This is a genomic window from Exiguobacterium sp. N5 (genome assembly GCF_025842465.1).
In the GTDB taxonomy this organism is placed as follows: Bacteria; Bacillota; Bacilli; order Exiguobacteriales; family Exiguobacteriaceae; genus Exiguobacterium; species Exiguobacterium profundum.
The window spans coordinates 1570970-1590100 of the sequence record NZ_JAPAEP010000001.1 but is presented as its reverse complement, the minus strand read 5'-3'; the positions used below and the strand labels follow the sequence as shown (position 1 = coordinate 1590100).

16 protein-coding genes are annotated in these 19131 nt (G+C 48.8%); 12 read left to right on the top strand and 4 right to left on the bottom strand.

Translation table 11 applies throughout. The features are described from left to right. Window positions 1-10: 10 nt before the first annotated feature. The 10 genes from OKS35_RS08285 (at window position 11) to OKS35_RS08240 (ending at window position 11689) form a co-directional block, all read left to right on the top strand. Window positions 11-1300 (top strand): nucleotide sugar dehydrogenase, encoded by a 1290-nt coding sequence (locus OKS35_RS08285; RefSeq protein ID WP_074036038.1) that lies wholly within the window; start codon window positions 11-13, stop codon window positions 1298-1300. A gap of 15 nt (window positions 1301-1315) precedes the next feature. Further along, on the top strand, window positions 1316-2113 hold the full coding sequence (locus OKS35_RS08280) for an ABC transporter permease (RefSeq protein WP_012727110.1): 798 nt from the start codon (window positions 1316-1318) through the stop codon (window positions 2111-2113). Window positions 2114-2123: 10 nt separating this feature from the next. Continuing rightward, window positions 2124-3011, top strand: coding sequence for a teichoic acids export ABC transporter ATP-binding subunit TagH (gene tagH / locus OKS35_RS08275; RefSeq protein ID WP_012727109.1), 888 nt, complete (start codon window positions 2124-2126; stop codon window positions 3009-3011). A 49-nt stretch (window positions 3012-3060) separates the two neighbouring features. Further along, window positions 3061-4161, top strand: coding sequence for a non-hydrolyzing UDP-N-acetylglucosamine 2-epimerase (gene wecB / locus OKS35_RS08270; RefSeq protein WP_012727108.1), 1101 nt, complete (start codon window positions 3061-3063; stop codon window positions 4159-4161). Window positions 4162-4242: 81 nt separating this feature from the next. Continuing rightward, a complete protein-coding gene (locus OKS35_RS08265; protein WP_196431112.1) occupies window positions 4243-4719 on the top strand; it encodes a hypothetical protein in 477 nt (158 codons plus the stop codon). A 37-nt stretch (window positions 4720-4756) separates the two neighbouring features. Then, window positions 4757-6187 carry an MBOAT family O-acyltransferase gene (locus tag OKS35_RS08260; protein WP_159562817.1) on the top strand — a complete coding sequence of 477 codons (1431 nt, stop codon included), beginning with the start codon at window positions 4757-4759 and terminating at the stop codon, window positions 6185-6187. A 12-nt stretch (window positions 6188-6199) separates the two neighbouring features. Beyond that, window positions 6200-7420, top strand: coding sequence for a DHHW family protein (locus OKS35_RS08255; RefSeq protein WP_214690553.1), 1221 nt, complete (start codon window positions 6200-6202; stop codon window positions 7418-7420). Window positions 7421-7460: 40 nt separating this feature from the next. Continuing rightward, window positions 7461-8774, top strand: coding sequence for a glycosyltransferase family 4 protein (locus tag OKS35_RS08250; RefSeq protein WP_264092836.1), 1314 nt, complete (start codon window positions 7461-7463; stop codon window positions 8772-8774). Between the two features lie 261 nt (window positions 8775-9035). Beyond that, a complete protein-coding gene (locus OKS35_RS08245) occupies window positions 9036-9614 on the top strand; it encodes an Ig-like domain-containing protein (protein WP_264092835.1) in 579 nt (192 codons plus the stop codon). Further along, the gene (locus OKS35_RS08240) at window positions 9611-11689 is read left to right on the top strand and encodes an immunoglobulin-like domain-containing protein (RefSeq protein WP_264092834.1); all 2079 of its coding nucleotides are present in this window, start codon (window positions 9611-9613) and stop codon (window positions 11687-11689) included. Before OKS35_RS08245 ends, OKS35_RS08240 begins: the two co-directional genes overlap by 4 nt. 39 nt (window positions 11690-11728) lie before the next feature. On the opposite strand, the gene OKS35_RS08235 is transcribed toward OKS35_RS08240, so the two are convergent. Next, a complete protein-coding gene (locus tag OKS35_RS08235; RefSeq protein ID WP_074036045.1) occupies window positions 11729-12022 on the bottom strand; it encodes a hypothetical protein in 294 nt (97 codons plus the stop codon). Window positions 12023-12208: 186 nt separating this feature from the next. Here OKS35_RS08235 and OKS35_RS08230 point away from each other — a divergent pair, with 186 nt between their 5' ends. Next, entirely contained in the window at window positions 12209-12709 is a 501-nt protein-coding gene (locus OKS35_RS08230) for a YdcF family protein (protein WP_264092833.1), read from the top strand. Between the two features lie 20 nt (window positions 12710-12729). Here OKS35_RS08230 and OKS35_RS08225 read toward each other — a convergent pair whose 3' ends face one another. The 3 genes from OKS35_RS08225 to OKS35_RS08215 all read right to left on the bottom strand — a co-directional run bounded on the left by OKS35_RS08225 (window position 12730) and on the right by OKS35_RS08215 (window position 16216). Continuing rightward, window positions 12730-14565 (bottom strand): acyltransferase family protein, encoded by a 1836-nt coding sequence (locus OKS35_RS08225; RefSeq protein WP_264092832.1) that lies wholly within the window; start codon window positions 14563-14565, stop codon window positions 12730-12732. Between the two features lie 153 nt (window positions 14566-14718). Then, window positions 14719-15903, bottom strand: a complete 1185-nt coding sequence (chrA, locus tag OKS35_RS08220) for a chromate efflux transporter (protein ID WP_264092830.1) — start codon at window positions 15901-15903, stop codon at window positions 14719-14721. 4 nt (window positions 15904-15907) lie between these two features. Beyond that, window positions 15908-16216 (bottom strand): PadR family transcriptional regulator, encoded by a 309-nt coding sequence (locus OKS35_RS08215; RefSeq protein ID WP_031422630.1) that lies wholly within the window; start codon window positions 16214-16216, stop codon window positions 15908-15910. Between the two features lie 200 nt (window positions 16217-16416). On the opposite strand from OKS35_RS08215, the gene OKS35_RS08210 reads away from it, so the two are divergent. Then, complete coding sequence (locus tag OKS35_RS08210; RefSeq protein ID WP_264092829.1) at window positions 16417-19101, top strand: HD domain-containing phosphohydrolase; 2685 nt, start codon at window positions 16417-16419, stop codon at window positions 19099-19101. The last annotated feature ends 30 nt before the right edge of the window (window positions 19102-19131 follow it).

Sequence of the window (19131 nt, the reverse complement as noted above, 5' to 3'; positions counted from 1 at the left end):
TTACCACACAATGAAAGTATGTACAGTAGGTCTTGGATATATCGGATTACCGACATCGGCTGTCTTTGCGAACTATGGCGTCGACGTCGTCGGAGTCGATATCTCACAACATGTTGTTGATAAATTGAACCGTGGAGAGATCCACATTGAAGAGCCAGGTCTCGGCGAAATGGTCGCAGACGTCGTGGCAAAAGGGAAGTTCCGTGCATCACTCTCTCCAGAGAAAGCAGATGCCTTCATCATCGCGGTCCCAACACCGAACAACGACGACGAGCACAAATCATGTGACTTGACGTACGTCTTGGATGCGACACGCAAAGTGTTGCCATTCGTTGAAAAAGGCAACGTCATCATCGTTGAGTCGACAATCGCACCACGTACGATGGACGACTTCGTCAAACCACTCGTCGAAGAAGCTGGATTCACTGTCGGTGAAGACATCTATCTCGTACACTGCCCAGAGCGCGTATTGCCTGGACAAATCCTTCATGAGCTCGTGCACAACAACCGCATCGTCGGTGGGATCACGACAGAATGTGCAGAAGCAGGCGCACGCGTCTATGGTACATTCGTTGAAGGTGAAATCGTGAAAACGGATGCGAAGACGGCAGAAATGTCGAAACTCATGGAAAACACGTTCCGTGATGTTAACATCGCACTCGCGAACGAACTCGCAAAAGTATGTAACGACTTAGACATCAACGTTCTTGACGTCATCGAGATGGCGAACAAGCACCCACGTGTCAACTTGCATAGCCCAGGACCAGGTGTCGGTGGACACTGTCTCGCGGTCGACCCGTACTTCATCGTCGCGAAATCACCTGACCTCGCGAAAATCATCAACTTGTCACGTGAGACGAACGTCTCGATGCCACACTACGTTGCAGACAACGTTCAGAAGTTGACTGCTGGAATCGAAGACGCGAAAGTCGCTGTCTTTGGTGTGACATACAAAGGAAACGTCGACGACATGCGCGAAAGCCCAGCGGTTGAAATCGCTGAAATCTTGCTTGACCGTGGTGTGAACATCTCTGTTCACGATTCACACGTTGAAAAATCAACATCAAGCCGTTTCGAGCTCGTTTCAAAAGAAGAAGCACTCAAAGACGCGGACCTCGTCCTCGTATTGGTTGACCACAATGAGTTCAAAGTCCTCGACTTTGCAGAGCTCAAGTCATCAATGCGTCGTCCGATGATCTTCGACACACGTAACATCGTGAAACCAGAAGGTGAAGACGTAGCGGTCGTCAACTACGGCAACCTCTACAAATATACAAAGGAAACGAATCTCGTTCTTTGATTCAGGTGAATGAACATGTTTAAATCCGCGAAAGCTATTCTTTCAGAGCTAAAGTCGAGCTTGTACTTGATTTTCCGTCTCGCCACGTATGAGACGCGAAGCAACAACTCGATGCAGTACCTCGGATTTTTATGGGAGTTCGTGACACCGTTATTGCAGATTGGAGTTTACTGGTTCGTATTTGGATTTGGTATTCGAAGCGGCAGGCCGATTGATGGCGTGCCGTTTCTGCCATGGTTGGTCGCAGGGATTGTCGTCTGGTTCTTTATTGCCTCGGCGATCACCTCGACGGCCCGGTCCGTCTATTCGAAAATCGGCATGGTCTCCAAAATGAGCTTCCCAATCTCGACGATTCCGGCATACGTCTTGCTCGCACTCTTCTATCGCCACGTGGCGTTAGTCGGTGTCTCGTTCATCTTGATGTGGGCATTCGGATTCCCGATGGGGCTACATTCGCTCTGGTTTATCTACTTGGCGTTCAGTGCGCTTGCACTACTGTACTCGCTCGCCTTGATTACGTCCGCGCTCACGACAATCGTGCGCGATCTTCAAAACCTTCTTCAGTCGATGATGCGGATGTTGATGTATTTGACACCGATTTTTTGGGTGCCGCCGGCGAAGCTCGCGAATATCCTACAAATCAATCCGCTCTATTATTTAGTCGAAGGATATCGGTCGATGTTCCTCGGAACCGACTGGTTGGCGACTAACTGGGCTTACGGTCTCTATTACTGGGCCATCGTCTTCGTTCTCTTCTTCGTCGGGTCGATGATTCATTTGCGTTTCCGTCGACACTTCATCGATTACATTTGAGGAGGACCTTATGTACCAGGTTAAATTTGAAAACGTATCGAAACGATATACGCTTTATAACAAGCAATCTGATAAGCTGAAAGAGATCTTCTTCAGTAAAGCAGGGGGCAAACAGTTTTACGCACTTCGCAATGTCACGTTTGAAGTTCCACCCGGGGAAGTGGTCGGGATTATCGGCATTAACGGGTCAGGGAAGTCGACGATGTCGAACTTGTTGGCTGACGTCATGCCGCCGACTCACGGAAAAATCGAACTTCACGGAAAGACGGCGTTGATTGCGATCTCTTCTGGTTTGAACGGCAACTTGACTGGGCTCGAGAACATCGAGCTCAAAGGGTTGATGCTCGGGATGACGAAACAGGAGATTATCGATTTGACACCGGCCATCATTGAGTTCGCCGATATCGGTGACTTTATCAATCAGCCGGTCAAGACGTACTCGAGCGGGATGAAGTCCCGTCTCGGATTCGCCATCTCGATCAACGTCGACCCGGACATTCTCGTCATCGATGAGGCGCTCTCGGTCGGGGACCAAACGTTCACCGACAAGTGTCTCGCCAAGATGAACGAGTTCAAAGATCGTGGGAAGACGATTTTCTTCATCAGTCACTCGGTCTCACAAGTTCGCCAATTCTGTACGCTCGGCCTTTGGCTCGAGTTCGGAGAAGTGCGCGAATATGGACCAGTCGATGAAGTCGTTCGGGAGTACAACAAGTTTTTGAAATGGTTCCGCAACTTGTCTAAAGAGCAACAAGACTCGTTTAAAGCCGACAAGCTCAAACGTCGTACGACGGTCGTCGATGCGACAGAGCTCGGAGAGACATACATCTTACCGCCTTTGACAGAAGAACAACTACAAACACGCCATTCGTCGGTCGCTGTATCGAACGAAGCGTGAGCAATTGGGAGGAGGAAGCACGGCGAAGTCAGACCGTGCGAAACGACCTATGAAAAAAGTCATGACCGTCTTTGGGACGCGACCAGAAGCCATCAAAATGGCACCACTCGTACTTGAGTTGAAAAAACGTGAAGGGGTAGAACCGATTGTCGTCGTGACAGCGCAGCACCGTCAAATGCTTGACCAAGTGCTCGAGTTGTTCGAAATCAAACCGGACTATGACCTCGACATCATGAAGGACAAGCAGACGCTTTACGATGTCACATCACGCGTATTGAAAGGGATGGGCGAGGTCATCGCTGAAACGAAGCCAGACATCGTGTTGGTCCACGGGGACACAACGACGACATTCGCGGCATCACTCGCAGCCTTCTACAACCAAGTCGCAGTCGGTCACGTTGAGGCTGGCCTGCGCACACACAATAAATATTCACCATTCCCGGAAGAGATGAACCGCCAATTGACGGGTGTCATGGCTGACCTTCATTTCGCACCGACGGAAACGTCGCGTGACAACCTCCTTCGTGAAGGCAAGAACGAAGAGATGATCTTCGTCACAGGGAACACGGCAATCGACGCACTCAAAACGACAGTCCGTGACGACTATGCGAGCGAATTGCTCGACAGCATCCGTTCACAAGGTCGTCGTCTCGTCATGTTGACGGCACACCGTCGTGAGAACTTGGGTGAGCCGATGCGTAACATGTTCCGTGCGGTCCGTCGCTTGATCGAGAAGTATGATGACATTGAAGTCGTATATCCGGTCCACATGAACCCGGTCGTTCGTGAACTCGCTAACGAGATTCTTCACGATGTCGAACGCGTCCACTTGATCGAACCGCTCGACGTCTTCGACTTCCATAACTATGCGGCGACGTCGCACTTGATCTTAACGGATTCAGGTGGCGTACAAGAAGAAGCACCATCTCTCGGTGTACCTGTCCTCGTCCTTCGTGACACGACAGAACGTCCAGAAGGTGTAGCTGCAGGAACACTCAAACTCGCAGGGATTGAAGAAGAGAACATCTTCTCACTCGCGGATGAGCTCTTGTCTGACGAAACGGCATACAAAGCGATGTCACAAGCATCGAACCCGTACGGTGATGGTGAGGCGTCACGTCGAATCGTCGATGCCATCCTTGCCAACTAAATGAAAACGAATAGAGTTGTTTTGTGCCCGGCACAGCAACTCTTTTCTGTATCATTATCCTAATGATTCGGAGGTGCTTGCATGTCAACGAAGCGAATTCGTCCGGCGATTTACCATTACTATCCGCGTGGACCACATAAAAATCATATGTCGATGCGCGAAGAGGAATACAAGACAGAGGTCACTTTTTTACCTCAATCGCTAAAGGACTCGATTTATGTTCAACTATTTGACTTGAAATTTGAAATTCCCCCATCGAAAATCTTTTTGGCTGATGCCAAGATGGATGAAGGGGAAGAGATGGAAGTCAACACATCCGTTTATGTCGAAGGCGACCGCGCCATCCGACTAGAATTGTACGTCATGCAGTATTCAGATGAAGAACGTTTATCGAATAAGCGTTTCATGCTCACATTGAACCCAGGGGTGAACCCCGTTGTAGAAGTCGTCAAACAGATGGAAGATGCCAAGTATTTCAAGATGTCCTACAAATACATCGTAGAAACGCTTGAACCGACCACTGTACGATTTGATGATCTCTATGTGACGTTCCGCTAAGCGGAGCAAGTCTTAAGGGAGAAAGGGACCATACGGTATGTTATTTAGTTCCACGGTATTCTTATTTTATTTCTTACCGGTCGTGCTGCTGCTGTATTTCGTGTCACCACGCTGGTTAAAAAATACGATTTTACTCGTCTCAAGTTTATTTTTCTATGCATGGGGTGAACCACGGTTCGTCTTAATCATGCTCGCATCGATCGTCATGAACTATGTGTTCGGCTTTATGGTCGACAAGTATCGTGATGATGCAAAGAAAATCAAATGGACGATGGTGCTCATGCTTCTCGGGAACCTCGGGATGCTTGGGGTCTTCAAGTACGCGAGTTTCTTCGTTGAGAACGTCAACTCGGTATTTGGCTTCTCGCTGAACGACCCGGATATTCCTCTTCCGCTCGGGATTTCATTCTTTACATTCCAAGCGATGAGTTATGTCATCGATGTGTATCGAAACGATGGGCGTCTACAGAAGAACTTGTTTGACTTGGCACTTTACGTATCGTTCTTCCCACAATTGATTGCCGGACCGATCGTCCGTTATCAAACGGTCGCAGATGAAATCGTGGACCGCCGTGAGACAGTCGATGACTTCGTCTCTGGGATCCAACGATTCGTCATTGGTCTAGGGAAGAAAATGATTTTAGCGAACAGTTGTGGATACGTCGCGGATCAAGTATTCAGTCAATCGGCCGGGGATTTGTCGACGACACTCGCCTGGATCGGTGTCATCGCTTACTCGCTACAGATTTACTTTGATTTCTCAGGTTATTCGGATATGGCGATTGGTCTCGGTCGGATGTTTGGGTTCCATTTCCTTGAGAACTTCAATTATCCGTATATTTCAAAATCAGTGTCTGAGTTTTGGCGTCGCTGGCACATCTCGCTCGGAAGCTGGTTCCGAGATTATGTGTACATCCCGCTCGGCGGGAATCGTCAAGGTCCTTGGAAGACGTATCGCAACTTGACCATCGTTTGGTTATTGACCGGGGTATGGCACGGTGCGAGTTGGACATTCATCGCATGGGGGTTATACTATGGGATTTTCATCATGCTCGAACGGGCATTTCTTGGGAAATGGCTTGCCGCATGGCCGGCATGGCTCGCCCACGCGTTCACGCTCTTCATCGTCGTCATCGGTTGGGTATTCTTCCGTGCCGATAACTTCACGTACGCAACGGAGTATCTGCAAGTGATGTTCGGATTACACGGAGGTGAAGTATTCGATCAAACGGCATATTACTACATTGTTCAGTACGGTGTCGTGCTTGTCATCTCGATGATTGCTGCTACACCGCTTCCGAAAATGCTAGTCGCCCGCTTCTTGCGTCATGAAGTGAGTACGGATCGTCCTGTGCTTGCTGCAAGCGCTGGTCTTGCACGAGCGGCGTATATCATGCTCATTTTCGGTATCTCGATTTCATATGTCGTATCGAGTACATTTAACCCATTCATTTATTTCCGGTTCTAAGGAGGGCTGACAATGGAACAACAAACCAAAAGCGAACAAGTCCGTTCGAAAAGGCGGCGCCTCTCTTGGGTGGTCAACAGTATCCTATTGATCGGCTTTCTTGGCACCATCTTTTATGGACTCGCCGTTTACGCCTTTGGCACCGAACAAGCACGTTCGGATAGTGAGGGACGGATGCTAGCACAGCGCCCGGATCCATCTGTCGAGACGATTCTGGATGGAACATATATGGAAGAGTTCGAGGCATCAGCAAACGATCAGGTGTTTGAGCGTTACATGTGGATTGAGACACAAGCTTGGGTGCAACGTAACGTTCTGCAACAACAGATGAACAACGGTGTCATCAGTATCGATGAGTTCTTGTATGCACCAGATCCTGTGGCGAGCGACTATTCGTCACTTGGGGTCTTCTTTAAAGAATTTCAAAAAGAGATGAGCGAAGCTGACATTCCATCTTACTTCGCCTCGGCCCCAAGTAAACCGGTTTATGCGACAAGACAAGGAATCTTCCCAGATTACATCGAGTCGGCAGATGCAGAAAACCGAGGACAGCTTCATGCACGTCTTGAAGAGAATGAGATTCCGCTCATCGACTTAGAAGAAACGCTTGGCGATCAGCCAGGAAAAGATATTTACTTTAAGACGGATCACCACTGGCGTCCGGAAGGGGCATTCATGGCTTATGAACAAATCATGGAACGCTTAAGCGAGCAGTTCCCTGATGCTCCTGCCTTATCGATGGAGGATATGGAAATCAAATCGGTAGACGGTCCGTTTTACGGATCTCATGCCCGTGAAATTTCGATGCCTTATGTCGAGTCACCTGATCAATTTACGTACCTTGAACCGAAAGACGGATTTACTACGACAGTCTGTCGAAATGGCGACGACTGTGGTCATTCGGTCCTAGATACGGATGTCTTGAAGAACTCGACGAAATTCACGAACTACTACAACTTGTTCATGGGTGATAACTATGCCCAATCGAAAATCACACAAAACAATCCGAAAAATGATTATCACTTGCTCGTCTTAAAAGATTCGTATGCGAACCCGATGCTTGGCTATCTTGGAGAGTCATTCGGAACGGTGTCAGCGCTTGATGTCCGTTACTTCGACGACTATGATGTCAGCATTGCGGATTACGCAAAAGAAAATGAGGTAGATGCGGTGCTGTTCGTTCACAACGATCGCATCCGTGGTCTTGGTTCGATGTATCAAGAAGGCTTGTAACCCTAATCAATCGATTACGGAGAAAAGGTAGGTGCTCATCATGAACATATTACTACCGGTGTTTTTTCACTCCGCAATGGGAGGATTACACCTCCATATCTTATCTTCTTTGAAAGTGTTTCTACGAGAGGGGCATGAGGTGACCGTTGTCTGTAAACCTGGTCCCTTTGCCGATGAAGTAAGGAAAATCGGCGGGCAAGTCGTCGAGACGGACTATTCGAGTGAGGACGTGCAATGTGTCATCGATCAAATCCGATCACAGCCGTTCGATGTCGTGTATGCGCATCCGTTCGACGCGCGTCAATTTGGTCTCGCGGTGGCGGAGGCGAACGCAATCCCATTCGTCCTCGTCATCCACGGGATGTATTATGATGAGATTGAGCAGTATCATCCGAGCGTCTCGCGAGTGATTGCGGTATCGGAACGGATTGCTACTCACCTGACTGAGCACTGTCCAGAAATCGAATCAAAACTTACGGTTATTCCGAATGGGGTCGATGCGACTTTTGTTCCGTCGGAGGAAACATCTCCATCAGAACGTATCGTAGGCTTATTCACGTCTCGCCTGGATGCGGACAAACTGTTTATACTAGACGTCTTCTTAGATGCACTAGAAGACGAGAGGGTGCGGTCTTTACCGATTGACTGGTTGATTATCGGTGACGGAACACAGCGAGATAAATACGCCGAGCGTTATGAAGCCGCACTGGCGGGGACAGGTCAGAACATCGAATGGCTTGGTTGGCTAGAACAAAGCCAACTCCCTGAAGCGATGCGGCGTGCCGATTTTGTCATCGGTCCCGGACGGTCTGCGCTGGAAGGGATGGCGCTCGGTAAACCGACCATCGCTGTCGGAAGCAAAAGCTATCAAGGCTTGGTCACTCCTTCGACGTGGCAAGATATCGCGAGTACGAACTTTGGAGGCATCGGGAATAAGTATGAAGGGTATTCACCAGGACAAATCGGTGAGGCGATTCTCGAGTTGATGGATGAGACGAAGCGACGGAACCTTGCGAGCTTCTCGGCTACACTTGTCGATCAACATTTTCGAGACGAACAATCGCAACAACGCCTACTCGAGGTGCTTGAACAGGTGATAGAAGAAGGTGCTCGAGAAATCGATTTGGTCGAGCGCTATCCTCATATTCGTTATGATCAACTTCATGCTCGTCGTTCGAACCGAATCTGTACATGGAAATTGACAGATCGGGAACAACGACTTGAAGAGACACGCGATGAGTTAGTGACGACCAAACGACAGCTCGACCAACTGCTTATGATGAATGAGGAACAGTCTTTGGAAATCGAGAAGTTGCGAATGGAACTTCAGCGATTATCTGATGAAATGGAATAGCGACTTATGGAAAGAGAACTTCGAATCAGAAGTTCTCTTTTTGAATATAGCGAACTTATTCATTGTTTATGTGATAAATGTCACCAAAAGTCTTCCGACACCATAATAGTAAAAATAAGTATTTTTTATGTTACTTTTGTATTATTTATATTACAAAATTTACATATTCATTTCGTTTTCGGGGTAAAAATGATTAACACCTTAGAGGCACGCACATCATGTATACCTGTCGCCTTGTAGTTAGTGAAGGAGGATGCATGAATGAAAAAAGTCGTTGCTCTTTTTTTGTGTTTTTTCTTACTTGTCGGATTTACCATTGTACCTGGGTCGAAGGTTGAGGCAAGTTCATCTGTGACTCATGTCTACTCACCAAAATCGTATACACACTATGGAGGAGTTACGTATGCGGTTAAGAAATTTACTTATCCAAAAAGTGTGAAAGTCAAATTATCTAACGGGCGGTACGCTTATCGTTCAGTGAAATGGTCGAAAGTCAGTTTTCAAAAAGAGTACTTGAATCGAACTCAACGAATCGTTGGAAGCGTTCAGGGCACGAACAAGAAAGCGACCTGGTATGTGAGAGTGAAGAACTATCCGATCAAGGTTTCAACGCCAATCATTCGTGCGGTCGGAAAAGGTCAAAAGGCGAATTTGCCGACCAAATTAACTGCTTATTTTGCAAATGGTCAGCGTTCCACTTATCCATTGGAGTGGGACCAAGCATACACAAGTAAGCTAGGAACAAGAATGGTCAGCTATAAAGCTCGTGGATTAAACTTATACTTCAGTGGAAAAGCGAAGCTTGTGGTGCGAGATGTTCAATTGACCCAACCCGTTTGACGAACAATGAACAGATTCAGGCCGTAGGTAAAATTCATTATCCGGCTCGAGGCGTACGTCACTACTTGATTGCTGAAAACAGAGAAACCAAAGTACAGTATAAAAAGCTGATTTATCCTGAACAAGATGGATCTTACAAAGTGGCATCTCTACCGCTCAAACCTGCGTCCTATAATATGTATGTCCAGTCGGGCGTCAAGCGGACATCACCGGTGGTCGTTTCATTAAAAGGCGGACAGGTTCAGGGTGATTCGGAATCGGATATTCGCAATCTATTAAAAGGTCTATTATTGAATATCCAAGTGACGAATCCATTGTTGAATGACATCGTCTTCCCGCAAATTGACGGTGTGACATTCTCGATTGATTCAAACAAGTCGGCTTTGTCGAGTGCTGGTAAAGTGACGCGCGGAACGAATGATGAACTTGTGACGTTCACGATTCAAGCGAAACGTAGGGACATCACGGAATCAATCACCTACAATAACATTTTGATTCCGAAGCGCTCCCAGACGGACGAAGAAGAGCTCGACCTCTGGCTCAACAGCATTCAAATCGATAACCCGCTCACGAAGAACATCGAATTGCCGTCCTATCCGGGTGTCGTCTTCTCGATTGAATCGAGCAATCCATCAGTCGTCTCCACTTCTGGTGTCGTTACGAGAGGAAATCAAGACGTGTATGTCAATTTGACCGTACGGGCAACGAAGGGAGCGGTGACGCGTACGAAGTCCTTCCCGAATATCCTCGTACCGAAAAAAGATTCATCGGCGGACAGTATCATTGATGATTACTTGAATCAACTGGTCATCTCAAGCCCAGTGACTTCGAATATCACACTCCCACCTCTTACTGGGGCGATGGTGACCTTGACGTCTTCGAATCAGGCGGTTATTACAAACAGTGGGATTATCACCCGAGGTACGACGGACCAATCCATTTCGCTCGTCGTCACAGTGACAAAAGATGGGATCACGAAAACGAAAATTTTTCTCGGTTTACTTGTACCGAAGAAAGAAGGCGGGGCTGAATGGGAAGTAGATGACTACTTGGCAGCACTGTCGATTACAAGTCCACTCACATCGAACATTGTCCTACCGCCATTCACTGGTGGTACAACGACGCTGTCCTCATCGAATCCAGCGGTCGTCTCGAACAGTGGGGTTGTCACACGTGGCACGACGGATCAAACGGTGTCGATTACGGTCAATGCGACGAAGGACGGTGTGACGAAATCACGTACCTTCACGAATTTGCTTGCACCAAAAGATGATGCGTTGTTGACAGCCGAGCTCGACGCGGCTTTAAATGCCATCAACCTTGGTAATCTCATTAACCTGTCGACCAACATCTCACTTCCGTCCGCATCAAACGGAATCAATGTCAGTTGGTCCTCGAATCAACCGGGTGCCATCTCGAACACCGGGGTGATTCAACAAGATCCGACCGATGCGAAATCGTTCATCCTGACGGCTTCGGTCACAAAGAACGGATTGACTCGGACGAAGACGTTTAGTGGGTCGGTTGCAGCGAATGTTCAGTTGGTATTAGCAGACGATGTGACGAAAGTTAAGTCGTCATTCGGGACGCTGTATCCGGTATTTGATTTGTCGTTACCAACGAGCTTGAATGGTACTCCGCTCACATGGACCTCAAGTAACCCGGCACTGATGACGAGTACGGGGGACGTTCGGGAAAATGATGTGGTCACGCCATTTACCTTGACCGTCAGCAATGCTAGTACAAATCAAATCATCAATATGTCCACACAAGATGTCGATACGGGGTTACTCGGTGGGTTGCTCGACTCGCTTGGCACCCTTTTGAATCCAGTTGTGAGCGCATTGACGGGTAATGCGCAAACAGCCACTCTACCAACGCAGTATGGAGGTTTACTTGGAATCGGGGCGAAGAGCATCACGAATTGGGAAAGTTCACACCCGGATCTCGTGACGGTTCAAGGATCCAATGTTACCATCCAACGAGATGACCAAGAGCATATCGTTGTCTTGCGAGCGAAATATGAAGGAATCGATCAACCGATTCCATTTATCGTCAAATTATCGAAACGATAACAAAGAACGGAGTCGCATGATGCGACTCCGTTCTTTTAGTCAATGTGTTGTGAAGCGAGCGGGTCCAATCGAAGAGACGAGACGTGTCGCTGCACGTAGGCAATCCAGCTGTCTCGTATACACACGGCTCACATCAGAAAATGCAGAGGGGAGATGGTCTGAGTCGAGGGGACCTTGTCGCATATAAGGAGATTCCCCGGCGCCAAGCGGTGTCGGATGAATCACAAACTTATAGTGAGATGGGTCGAGCTCGACGACTTCGATTTCTGCAAACAATTGTGCATCACGTGTATACAAGAAGCGGGTGGATAACCATTTATCTGAATCTGTCATGGGTCACCAGTCCTCCCTCAAAAAGTCTTATCTCCTTTATATTAAAACATTTTGTGGTTATTTGGTAATTTTATTTCATATATATACCAAAACACTGACTATAATTTGTAAAAAAGAATGGATTCGTGCAATCTTTCTCTTGATTAAGTATGGTTAAAAGAGAATGGACGAACATGAGGTGACAATATGAGAAAGAACGCGACTGGTACATACCGGTTCGTCATCATCCTTGGGGCGAGAGTGAATGGGACTCGACCGTCCCGCGCGCTCCAACATCGAATTGACGTAGCGGCCGCCTATGCGAAGGCACATCCTCATGTCGAACTGATCGCAACAGGTGGACAGGGACCAGATGAAGGGATGGCGGAGGCGCGTGTCATTGAACGAGAACTGATGGCGCAAGGAATCGATGCAACACGGATTCATGCGGAAGCGAAATCGACGTCGACAATCGAGAACTTTGAGCATAGCCGCTCAATTTGGGGCGGGGCGTCCGGTTTGACGATCGTGACGAATGATTTTCATGTGCCGCGCGCTCGTCTGATTGCGAGACTGTACTTTCAGCTCGAGAGTGATGCTTTGTATGCACCGACCCCACCGCTTGCGAAAGTGCGATATATGATCCGTGAAATGTTGGCGTACGTGAAGTTGTTGGGACGTTACGTATTTAGGAAAGAAAAAAACTAGGCTCTTGCACTCGCAAGAGCCTAGTTTGGTTGACAGCCGATTTCTTCGTTCAATACGTGGCCAAACGCTTCGGCGCCCTTAATATTTAAATGGACCCCGTCACTTTCGAAGTACGCTTCCTTTCCGATTGAGCGTTCATGCCAATCGATGAGGGATACGTTCTCATGAAGCTCACTGGCCCGAGCGAGTTTTTTATTGACCTCACTCTCCCATGGACGTGGGACACGTGTGTTGATCAAATAGATTTCATCTGCTCGTTCGAACTGCTTGAGCAACGTCTCGAGTTGCTCCATTTTGAAGGCACCGTTCGTTCCGAGATGGAGGAACACGACGTGACCTGGAGCATTATAAGATTGGTACTGAGAGGCAACTGGGATTGCATCGCGAACTTGACGTCCGATTTGGGCGTCGATTTTCATATTCGGGAAAGCATCTGCCAAATATTCGTTCAATCCGAGCATGACCGAGTCGCCAATCGCGAGAACCGTTGGACATGTTCGTTCTTCTGGTTTTTCAGTTGGTGCTTTGTTTTCTTCTGTCGATTGATCTTCAGACGGGACTTCCTCCGTCTCCTTGGATTCCGATTCTTTCGGAACGTCCTTTGTCTCATCTTTTGGCATCGGTACTTTCACGACAGGAATTTCATCTTCGACCGGCTTCGACTCAGAGAACGCCAGGATGGTCAAATTCCCAACGAGAACGAGTGAGAGCGCGGTCGCACATGCCGTGGCGGCAAAGCGTGCGTTTGGGTGCGTCGGTGTTGAGACGAGCTGACGGAACGCTTGTTTGAATCCGTTTCGACGAATCGGTGTCTCGACGAAGCGATACGACAACTCGGCGATCAAAAGCGTCAACGCCACTTGCCCGACGGAAAGAAGTGGCGAGAACGTCCCGAGTCGATCGAGCGGTGTCGATAGAATGATGACCGGATAGTGCCACAAGTAAATCCCATACGTCCGTGTACCGATCACGCGAAGCCAAACGCTTCCAAACAGTCGTGACCAAATGGTCGCCGGATGGGCGACAGCGGCAATCAATAGGGCGGATAGGAAAGCGACGAGCAAGAAACCTCCATAATAGAGGAATGCATCGTAGGCGTTGACGTTACTGATGATCCCGACGATGACGATGAGCGAAACGGCGCCGGTCCAGTTCAAAATGTGGCGTCCGATATGCGGGATCGTTTCTTTAAACGTGTCCGGACGCCAACCGAAGGCGAGGACGGCTCCCATGAGCAGACCGAACAATCGCGTGTCGGTCCCGTAGTAGACGCGGCTCGGATCGGCTTCCGGGACATATCGGAACGCCATCCAGGCGGCGGAGACGAATAGAAGCGCAGCGAGCAGTTGAAGCAATCGCTTCCGGAACGCGAGACCGACGAGTAGGAGCAACGGCCAGAACGCATAAAACTGTTCTTCGATGGAGAGAGACCATAGATTTTGAAGCGGTGATGGCTTTCCGAAACTCTCGAAGTAGGAGACTTCGTGAAAGATATACCACCAGTTGTTCACATAGGCGAGTGCCGCCAGTGAATCTTGGCGCACCGTATCGAGCAAGGAGCGGTCAAACAGCGTCACATATGTCATCACGACCGACAGCATCAAGACGAGCGCCGGCAACAAACGACGGAAACGCGCGATGTAGAACTTTTTCAAATTGATTGTGCCGGTCTTCGTCCATTCGCGAATCAAGATGCCGGTGATCAAGTAACCGGACAGGACGAAGAAGACATCGACACCGAGGAATCCCCCAGGTATGTAAGGTACATTTAAATGATATAAAATCACAGCCAAGACGGCGAACGTGCGCAAGCCGTCGAGACCAGGCATATACGTTGTATGTTTGAGTGGTTGCATGCCCCCACTTCCTTTCTAGTAAAGCGGACATTTCCCTTATTTTTGAATCCATTCTTCAGTATAACGAGCGTGGAGGAGGGAATGGTTTCAAAAGATTAACAATCAAATGACGTAAAAATCCAATAAAAAAAGGGACACGAGGTCCCTTGCACCTTACATCAGATTAATCAACGTTCCACCGAGTACCCCGGCGATGACGAGTGCCCACGGTGGTAACTTCCAATAAGCAATCATCACGAACAGGAAGGCAGCGAACACGAAGTCGACCGCATCGTTGACGGTACTCGTGAAGATCGGGCTGTAGAATGCCGCAATCAAAATCCCAACGACCGCCGCGTTGACACCGATGAGGGCGCCAGCGACTTTCGGGTTATGACGGAGCGCGTCCCAAAACGGAAGTGCCCCAAGGATGAGCAAGAAGGCCGGCAAGAAAATGGCGACCGTCGCAAGGATGCCACCCGGCACACCATTAATCACAGTTCCAAGATAAGAAGCGAACGTGAAAAGCGGACCAGGAACGGCCTGAGCGGCCCCGTATCCTGCAAGGAAGGCTTCTTCACTCAAGAAACCAGCTGGTACAAGTTCTCGTTCTAGTAGTGGCAAGACCACATGTCCGCCGCCGAAGACGAGGGCACCGGCCCGGTAAAAGCTATCGAACAAGGCAATCGTTTGATTCTCAAACGTCTCCCGTAAAATCGGTAAGATAACGAGAAGCGCCCCAAATATCGACAGCAGAACGGCCCCGAGACGTTTCGAAATGGGGAACGCGCTCGATTTCGCATCGAGACGGTCCGGCTTGAACAACAGGAATCCTGCGAGTGCCGCAAGGAGAATGAACAACACCTGACTGAACGTCGTCTGCCAGAGCAAGACGCCCGCCAAGGCGAAAAAGGCGATCGTCCGTGTCTTTGTATCGGGTGTCAGTTTACTCGCCATCCCTAAGATGGCATGGGCGACGATGGCGACGGCGACGACTTTCAAGCCATATAACCAGCCTGCATCGGACACGTCGAGTCCAGACAACAATAAAGCGAACAGGATGAGGGCAACGACCGACGGTGTCGTGAAGCCGATGAACGAGGTGATCCCACCTAATATGCCACCGCGGACAATCCCGATCCCGATCCCGACCTGTGAACTGGCCGGTCCGGGCAAGAATTGGCATAAGGCGACGAGGTCGGCGTAAGCTTTCTCGTCCATCCATTTGCGTCGTCTCACATATTCCTCGTGGAAGTAACCGAGGTGGGCGACCGGCCCACCGAATGAGGTGAGGCCGAGCCTCGTTGAAACGAATAAAATCTCTAGTAACGTCTTGAACGTCACGCGTTGTGTCGTCATGTCTTCACTCCTTAATTTCTTTGAATAACTCGTATGCTTTTTGACGGGCTTCCGCCAACACAGAAAGTCCTTTTTCGGTCGTCACGTAATTTTTGCGAACGTGTCCATCGACCGTCTCGTTTTCACGAATCAAGAGCCCGTCTTTCTCCATACCGTGCAAGATTGGGTAGAGCGTCCCAGCACTGATTTCATAACCGTGCTCCCGAAGCTCATCGACCATCCATGCTCCGTACACGGGGTGTTCCGCGGCATGGTGCAAAATATGGATATGGATGAATCCGAGAAACAGCTTCCGCAAGACGCGGTCTTCCATACGTGTCATCTCCTTAATATCGAAATTCGATATCGGTTTTCGAAATCAGTCTAACAAAAGATTGAGACTGGGACAAGGGAAGAGCATGCAGTTTACGAAAACTTTAAATAAAAAGTTGGGAATGAGTTCGGAAAAAATAGGGAATCTATCACAAATGAGGTAAACTAAGTGGAGATTTTATTTGCTGAGGAGGAAGTGACGTGACAAACCCCATTCATTCTTCATACGATACATTGTTACGTTATATGCCCCAAGGCTACGTCGAGTTTAAAGTGATTTACGACGACGCTTCGGAGCCGGTTGACTATGAATTTTTTGAAGTGAATCCTGCTTTTGAGAAGATCATGAAAGGGAAGCGAAAACACTTCATCGGAAAAAAAGTGTCAAGCGCCTTAAAGGACTTTGAATATAGCGAGCGGGAGTGGATGATTCAAGTGGCACACGTCGTCAACGAAGGCGGAACGGTGACGTTTGAACATTTCTCTCGGCGCAACAAGTCATGGTTCGAGATGTCCGTGTTCAGTGAACGCCAAGGATTCGTATCGGTCATGTTCCATGACATCACTCGACATGTACAAGAAAACAATGCGTTGAAGCAGCTCGTCAACGTCTCCCATCGCTTCGTATCAACGGGGAGCGATTTATTGATGAATCAACAATTCCTCGACCAGATTCGTGACTTCACGGGAGCGAAAGCGGTCGCGCTCAATTTGATGGAGAACGATGGAGAGTCCTACACGACCGTCGCCTTATCCGGCATGGACGAGATGTTAGAAAGAAGTCTCGATATCCTTGGATTTCATCCGGTCGGAAGGAAATGGCCGATGACTGATCAGCGGCGTGACCTGTTCAAACAATCGAATCCTCGTGTCTTTGATGGGATTGACCCACTGATTGATGGCGCGCTTCCGAAACGGCTCGTCAAAAATCTACTTCGAATTTTTTCACTTGGAGAAGTCGTTCTATTTAAAATTGAAAAAAACGGCGTCTTGTATGGAGATTTGACGATTGTGATGGAACAGGGGAAGCAAGCGAACCGCCTCGGGCTCGTCGAGTTGTACCTCGTCCATGTACTCCAGCAATTGACGAAAGCCGATCATCAAGTGGGTGAGACGAAGAAATCGATGTTCGATGGATTTGGAACGCTCGACTTGGAATGCATCATGGCCTTCAACACACGGCAAGTGCTGCACTTGAACGATACGTGGGAGCGCGTATTAGGGTTTTCGCTTGATGAGTTGGAGAATATCGATTTTCTTAGTCTGATTCACCCGGACGATGAGGTGATCACGGAAGCAGGATTTGCGGGACTTGAAGAACGTGGCGAGTTGTTCCGATTCGTCAACCGCTTCCGGACAATCGACGATACGTACCGCTCAATCGAGTGGCATTGTAAACTTCAAGGGGATTACATTTATGCGGTCGCCAAGGACGTGACAGACCGAGTCCAATTGGAAGAAAAATTGGCCGATCGGGACCGCCTCTTGACGAAACTATCCGACCAAATCCCGGGTGCTATCTATCAATTCGAATTGTTGCCTGACGGAAGCTTCAACTTCCCGTTCTTTAGCCGGGGCTTTGAAGATATGCTGGGGATTTCGGCAGAAGAGGTACAGACGGACGCGAGTCTTGTCTTCCGACGGATGCACCCGGATGATTATCCGCTTGTCATGCAATCGATTGATGAATCGTATCGTAATTTAACGATTTGGGACGCGGAATTTCGTGTGTTGAGCGAGGACGGACGAACCGTCTGGATTCTCGGGTCATCTCGTCCGGAGAAGATTGCGGAAGGACATGTCTTATGGCACGGTTATATCGGAGATGTCACGGAGAAGAAAACATATGAGAAAGAGATTGAATATCTCAGTTATCACGATCAATTGACGGGTATTAAAAACCGACGTTACTTTGAAGAGGCGCTGGAGCGCTATGATGATGAGCATTTTTATCCGCTCACACTCATCGTCATCGATATCAATGGGTTGAAGCTCACAAACGATGCGTTCGGACACTTGGTCGGAGATCAGTTGCTCGTCGAAGCGGCGAATATTTTACGAAATGAATTGCGCGCGAAAGATGAAGTGGCCCGAGTCGGAGGCGATGAGTTCGTCGTCATCTCCCCGAATACGACGCTCGATGAGGCGAAACAACTGTCGGACCGTCTCGGTCGTCTCTTCCACGAACAGACGGTAGAAGGGTTACCGATTTCCGCATCGTTCGGTGAAGCGGTCAAGCATGACTCGAATGTAGAATTGACCGAGGTGTTCAACTTAGCGGAAGACCGGATGTATCACCATAAGGTTTCTGAAAAGCAGAGTCGACGCCACCATTCCATCCAAATCATCATGCGCACGCTGTATGAGAAGATTCCGCGCGAAGAAGCGCATTCTCAACGGGTCGCCAATTTAGCGGGGAAACTTGCGGAAGCGATGGGCTTCACGAGTGCCGAAGTGAATGAGATTCGAACGGCCGCTATTCTCCATGACATAGGAAAAGTGGCAATCAGCAACGATATTTTGGATAAACCGGGCGCGCTGACCGAATCGGAATGGTATGAAATCAAACGCCACCCGGAAATCAGTTACAATATTTTAAGTACCGTACCCGAATATGTCGCCTTATCGGAAATTGTCTTGGCGCACCATGAACGATGGGACGGGAAAGGCTATCCGAAAGGGCTACAAGATTTTGAGATCCCTCTTGCTTCACGAATCATCGCAATTGCGGATACGTTCGATGTCATGGTGACGGGGCGACCGTATCGACAGGCGAAGACGATTGACGAGGCACTCGCCATCATCTCACAAGAGGCGGGCAAACAGTTTGACCCATCTCTCGTCGACGTCTTCTTTGAAAAAGTCGTACCGACACTTCAACAATAAAAAGCGAGTCCTCCTGAATATGGGGGGCTC

What these genes read in the sequence shown, in the direction of transcription:
- OKS35_RS08285 (WP_074036038.1), top strand. Translation starts at nt 11, where the DNA reads ATGAAAGTATGTACAGTAGGTCTTGGATATATCGGATTACCGACATCG.
- OKS35_RS08280 (WP_012727110.1), top strand. Translation starts at nt 1,316, where the DNA reads ATGTTTAAATCCGCGAAAGCTATTCTTTCAGAGCTAAAGTCGAGCTTG.
- tagH (WP_012727109.1), top strand. Translation starts at nt 2,124, where the DNA reads ATGTACCAGGTTAAATTTGAAAACGTATCGAAACGATATACGCTTTAT.
- wecB (WP_012727108.1), top strand. Translation starts at nt 3,061, where the DNA reads ATGAAAAAAGTCATGACCGTCTTTGGGACGCGACCAGAAGCCATCAAA.
- OKS35_RS08265 (WP_196431112.1), top strand. Translation starts at nt 4,243, where the DNA reads ATGTCAACGAAGCGAATTCGTCCGGCGATTTACCATTACTATCCGCGT.
- OKS35_RS08260 (WP_159562817.1), top strand. Translation starts at nt 4,757, where the DNA reads ATGTTATTTAGTTCCACGGTATTCTTATTTTATTTCTTACCGGTCGTG.
- OKS35_RS08255 (WP_214690553.1), top strand. Translation starts at nt 6,200, where the DNA reads ATGGAACAACAAACCAAAAGCGAACAAGTCCGTTCGAAAAGGCGGCGC.
- OKS35_RS08250 (WP_264092836.1), top strand. Translation starts at nt 7,461, where the DNA reads ATGAACATATTACTACCGGTGTTTTTTCACTCCGCAATGGGAGGATTA.
- OKS35_RS08245 (WP_264092835.1), top strand. Translation starts at nt 9,036, where the DNA reads ATGAAAAAAGTCGTTGCTCTTTTTTTGTGTTTTTTCTTACTTGTCGGA.
- OKS35_RS08235 (WP_074036045.1), bottom strand. Translation starts at nt 12,022, where the DNA reads ATGACAGATTCAGATAAATGGTTATCCACCCGCTTCTTGTATACACGT.
- OKS35_RS08230 (WP_264092833.1), top strand. Translation starts at nt 12,209, where the DNA reads ATGAGAAAGAACGCGACTGGTACATACCGGTTCGTCATCATCCTTGGG.
- OKS35_RS08225 (WP_264092832.1), bottom strand. Translation starts at nt 14,565, where the DNA reads ATGCAACCACTCAAACATACAACGTATATGCCTGGTCTCGACGGCTTG.
- chrA (WP_264092830.1), bottom strand. Translation starts at nt 15,903, where the DNA reads ATGACGACACAACGCGTGACGTTCAAGACGTTACTAGAGATTTTATTC.
- OKS35_RS08215 (WP_031422630.1), bottom strand. Translation starts at nt 16,216, where the DNA reads ATGGAAGACCGCGTCTTGCGGAAGCTGTTTCTCGGATTCATCCATATC.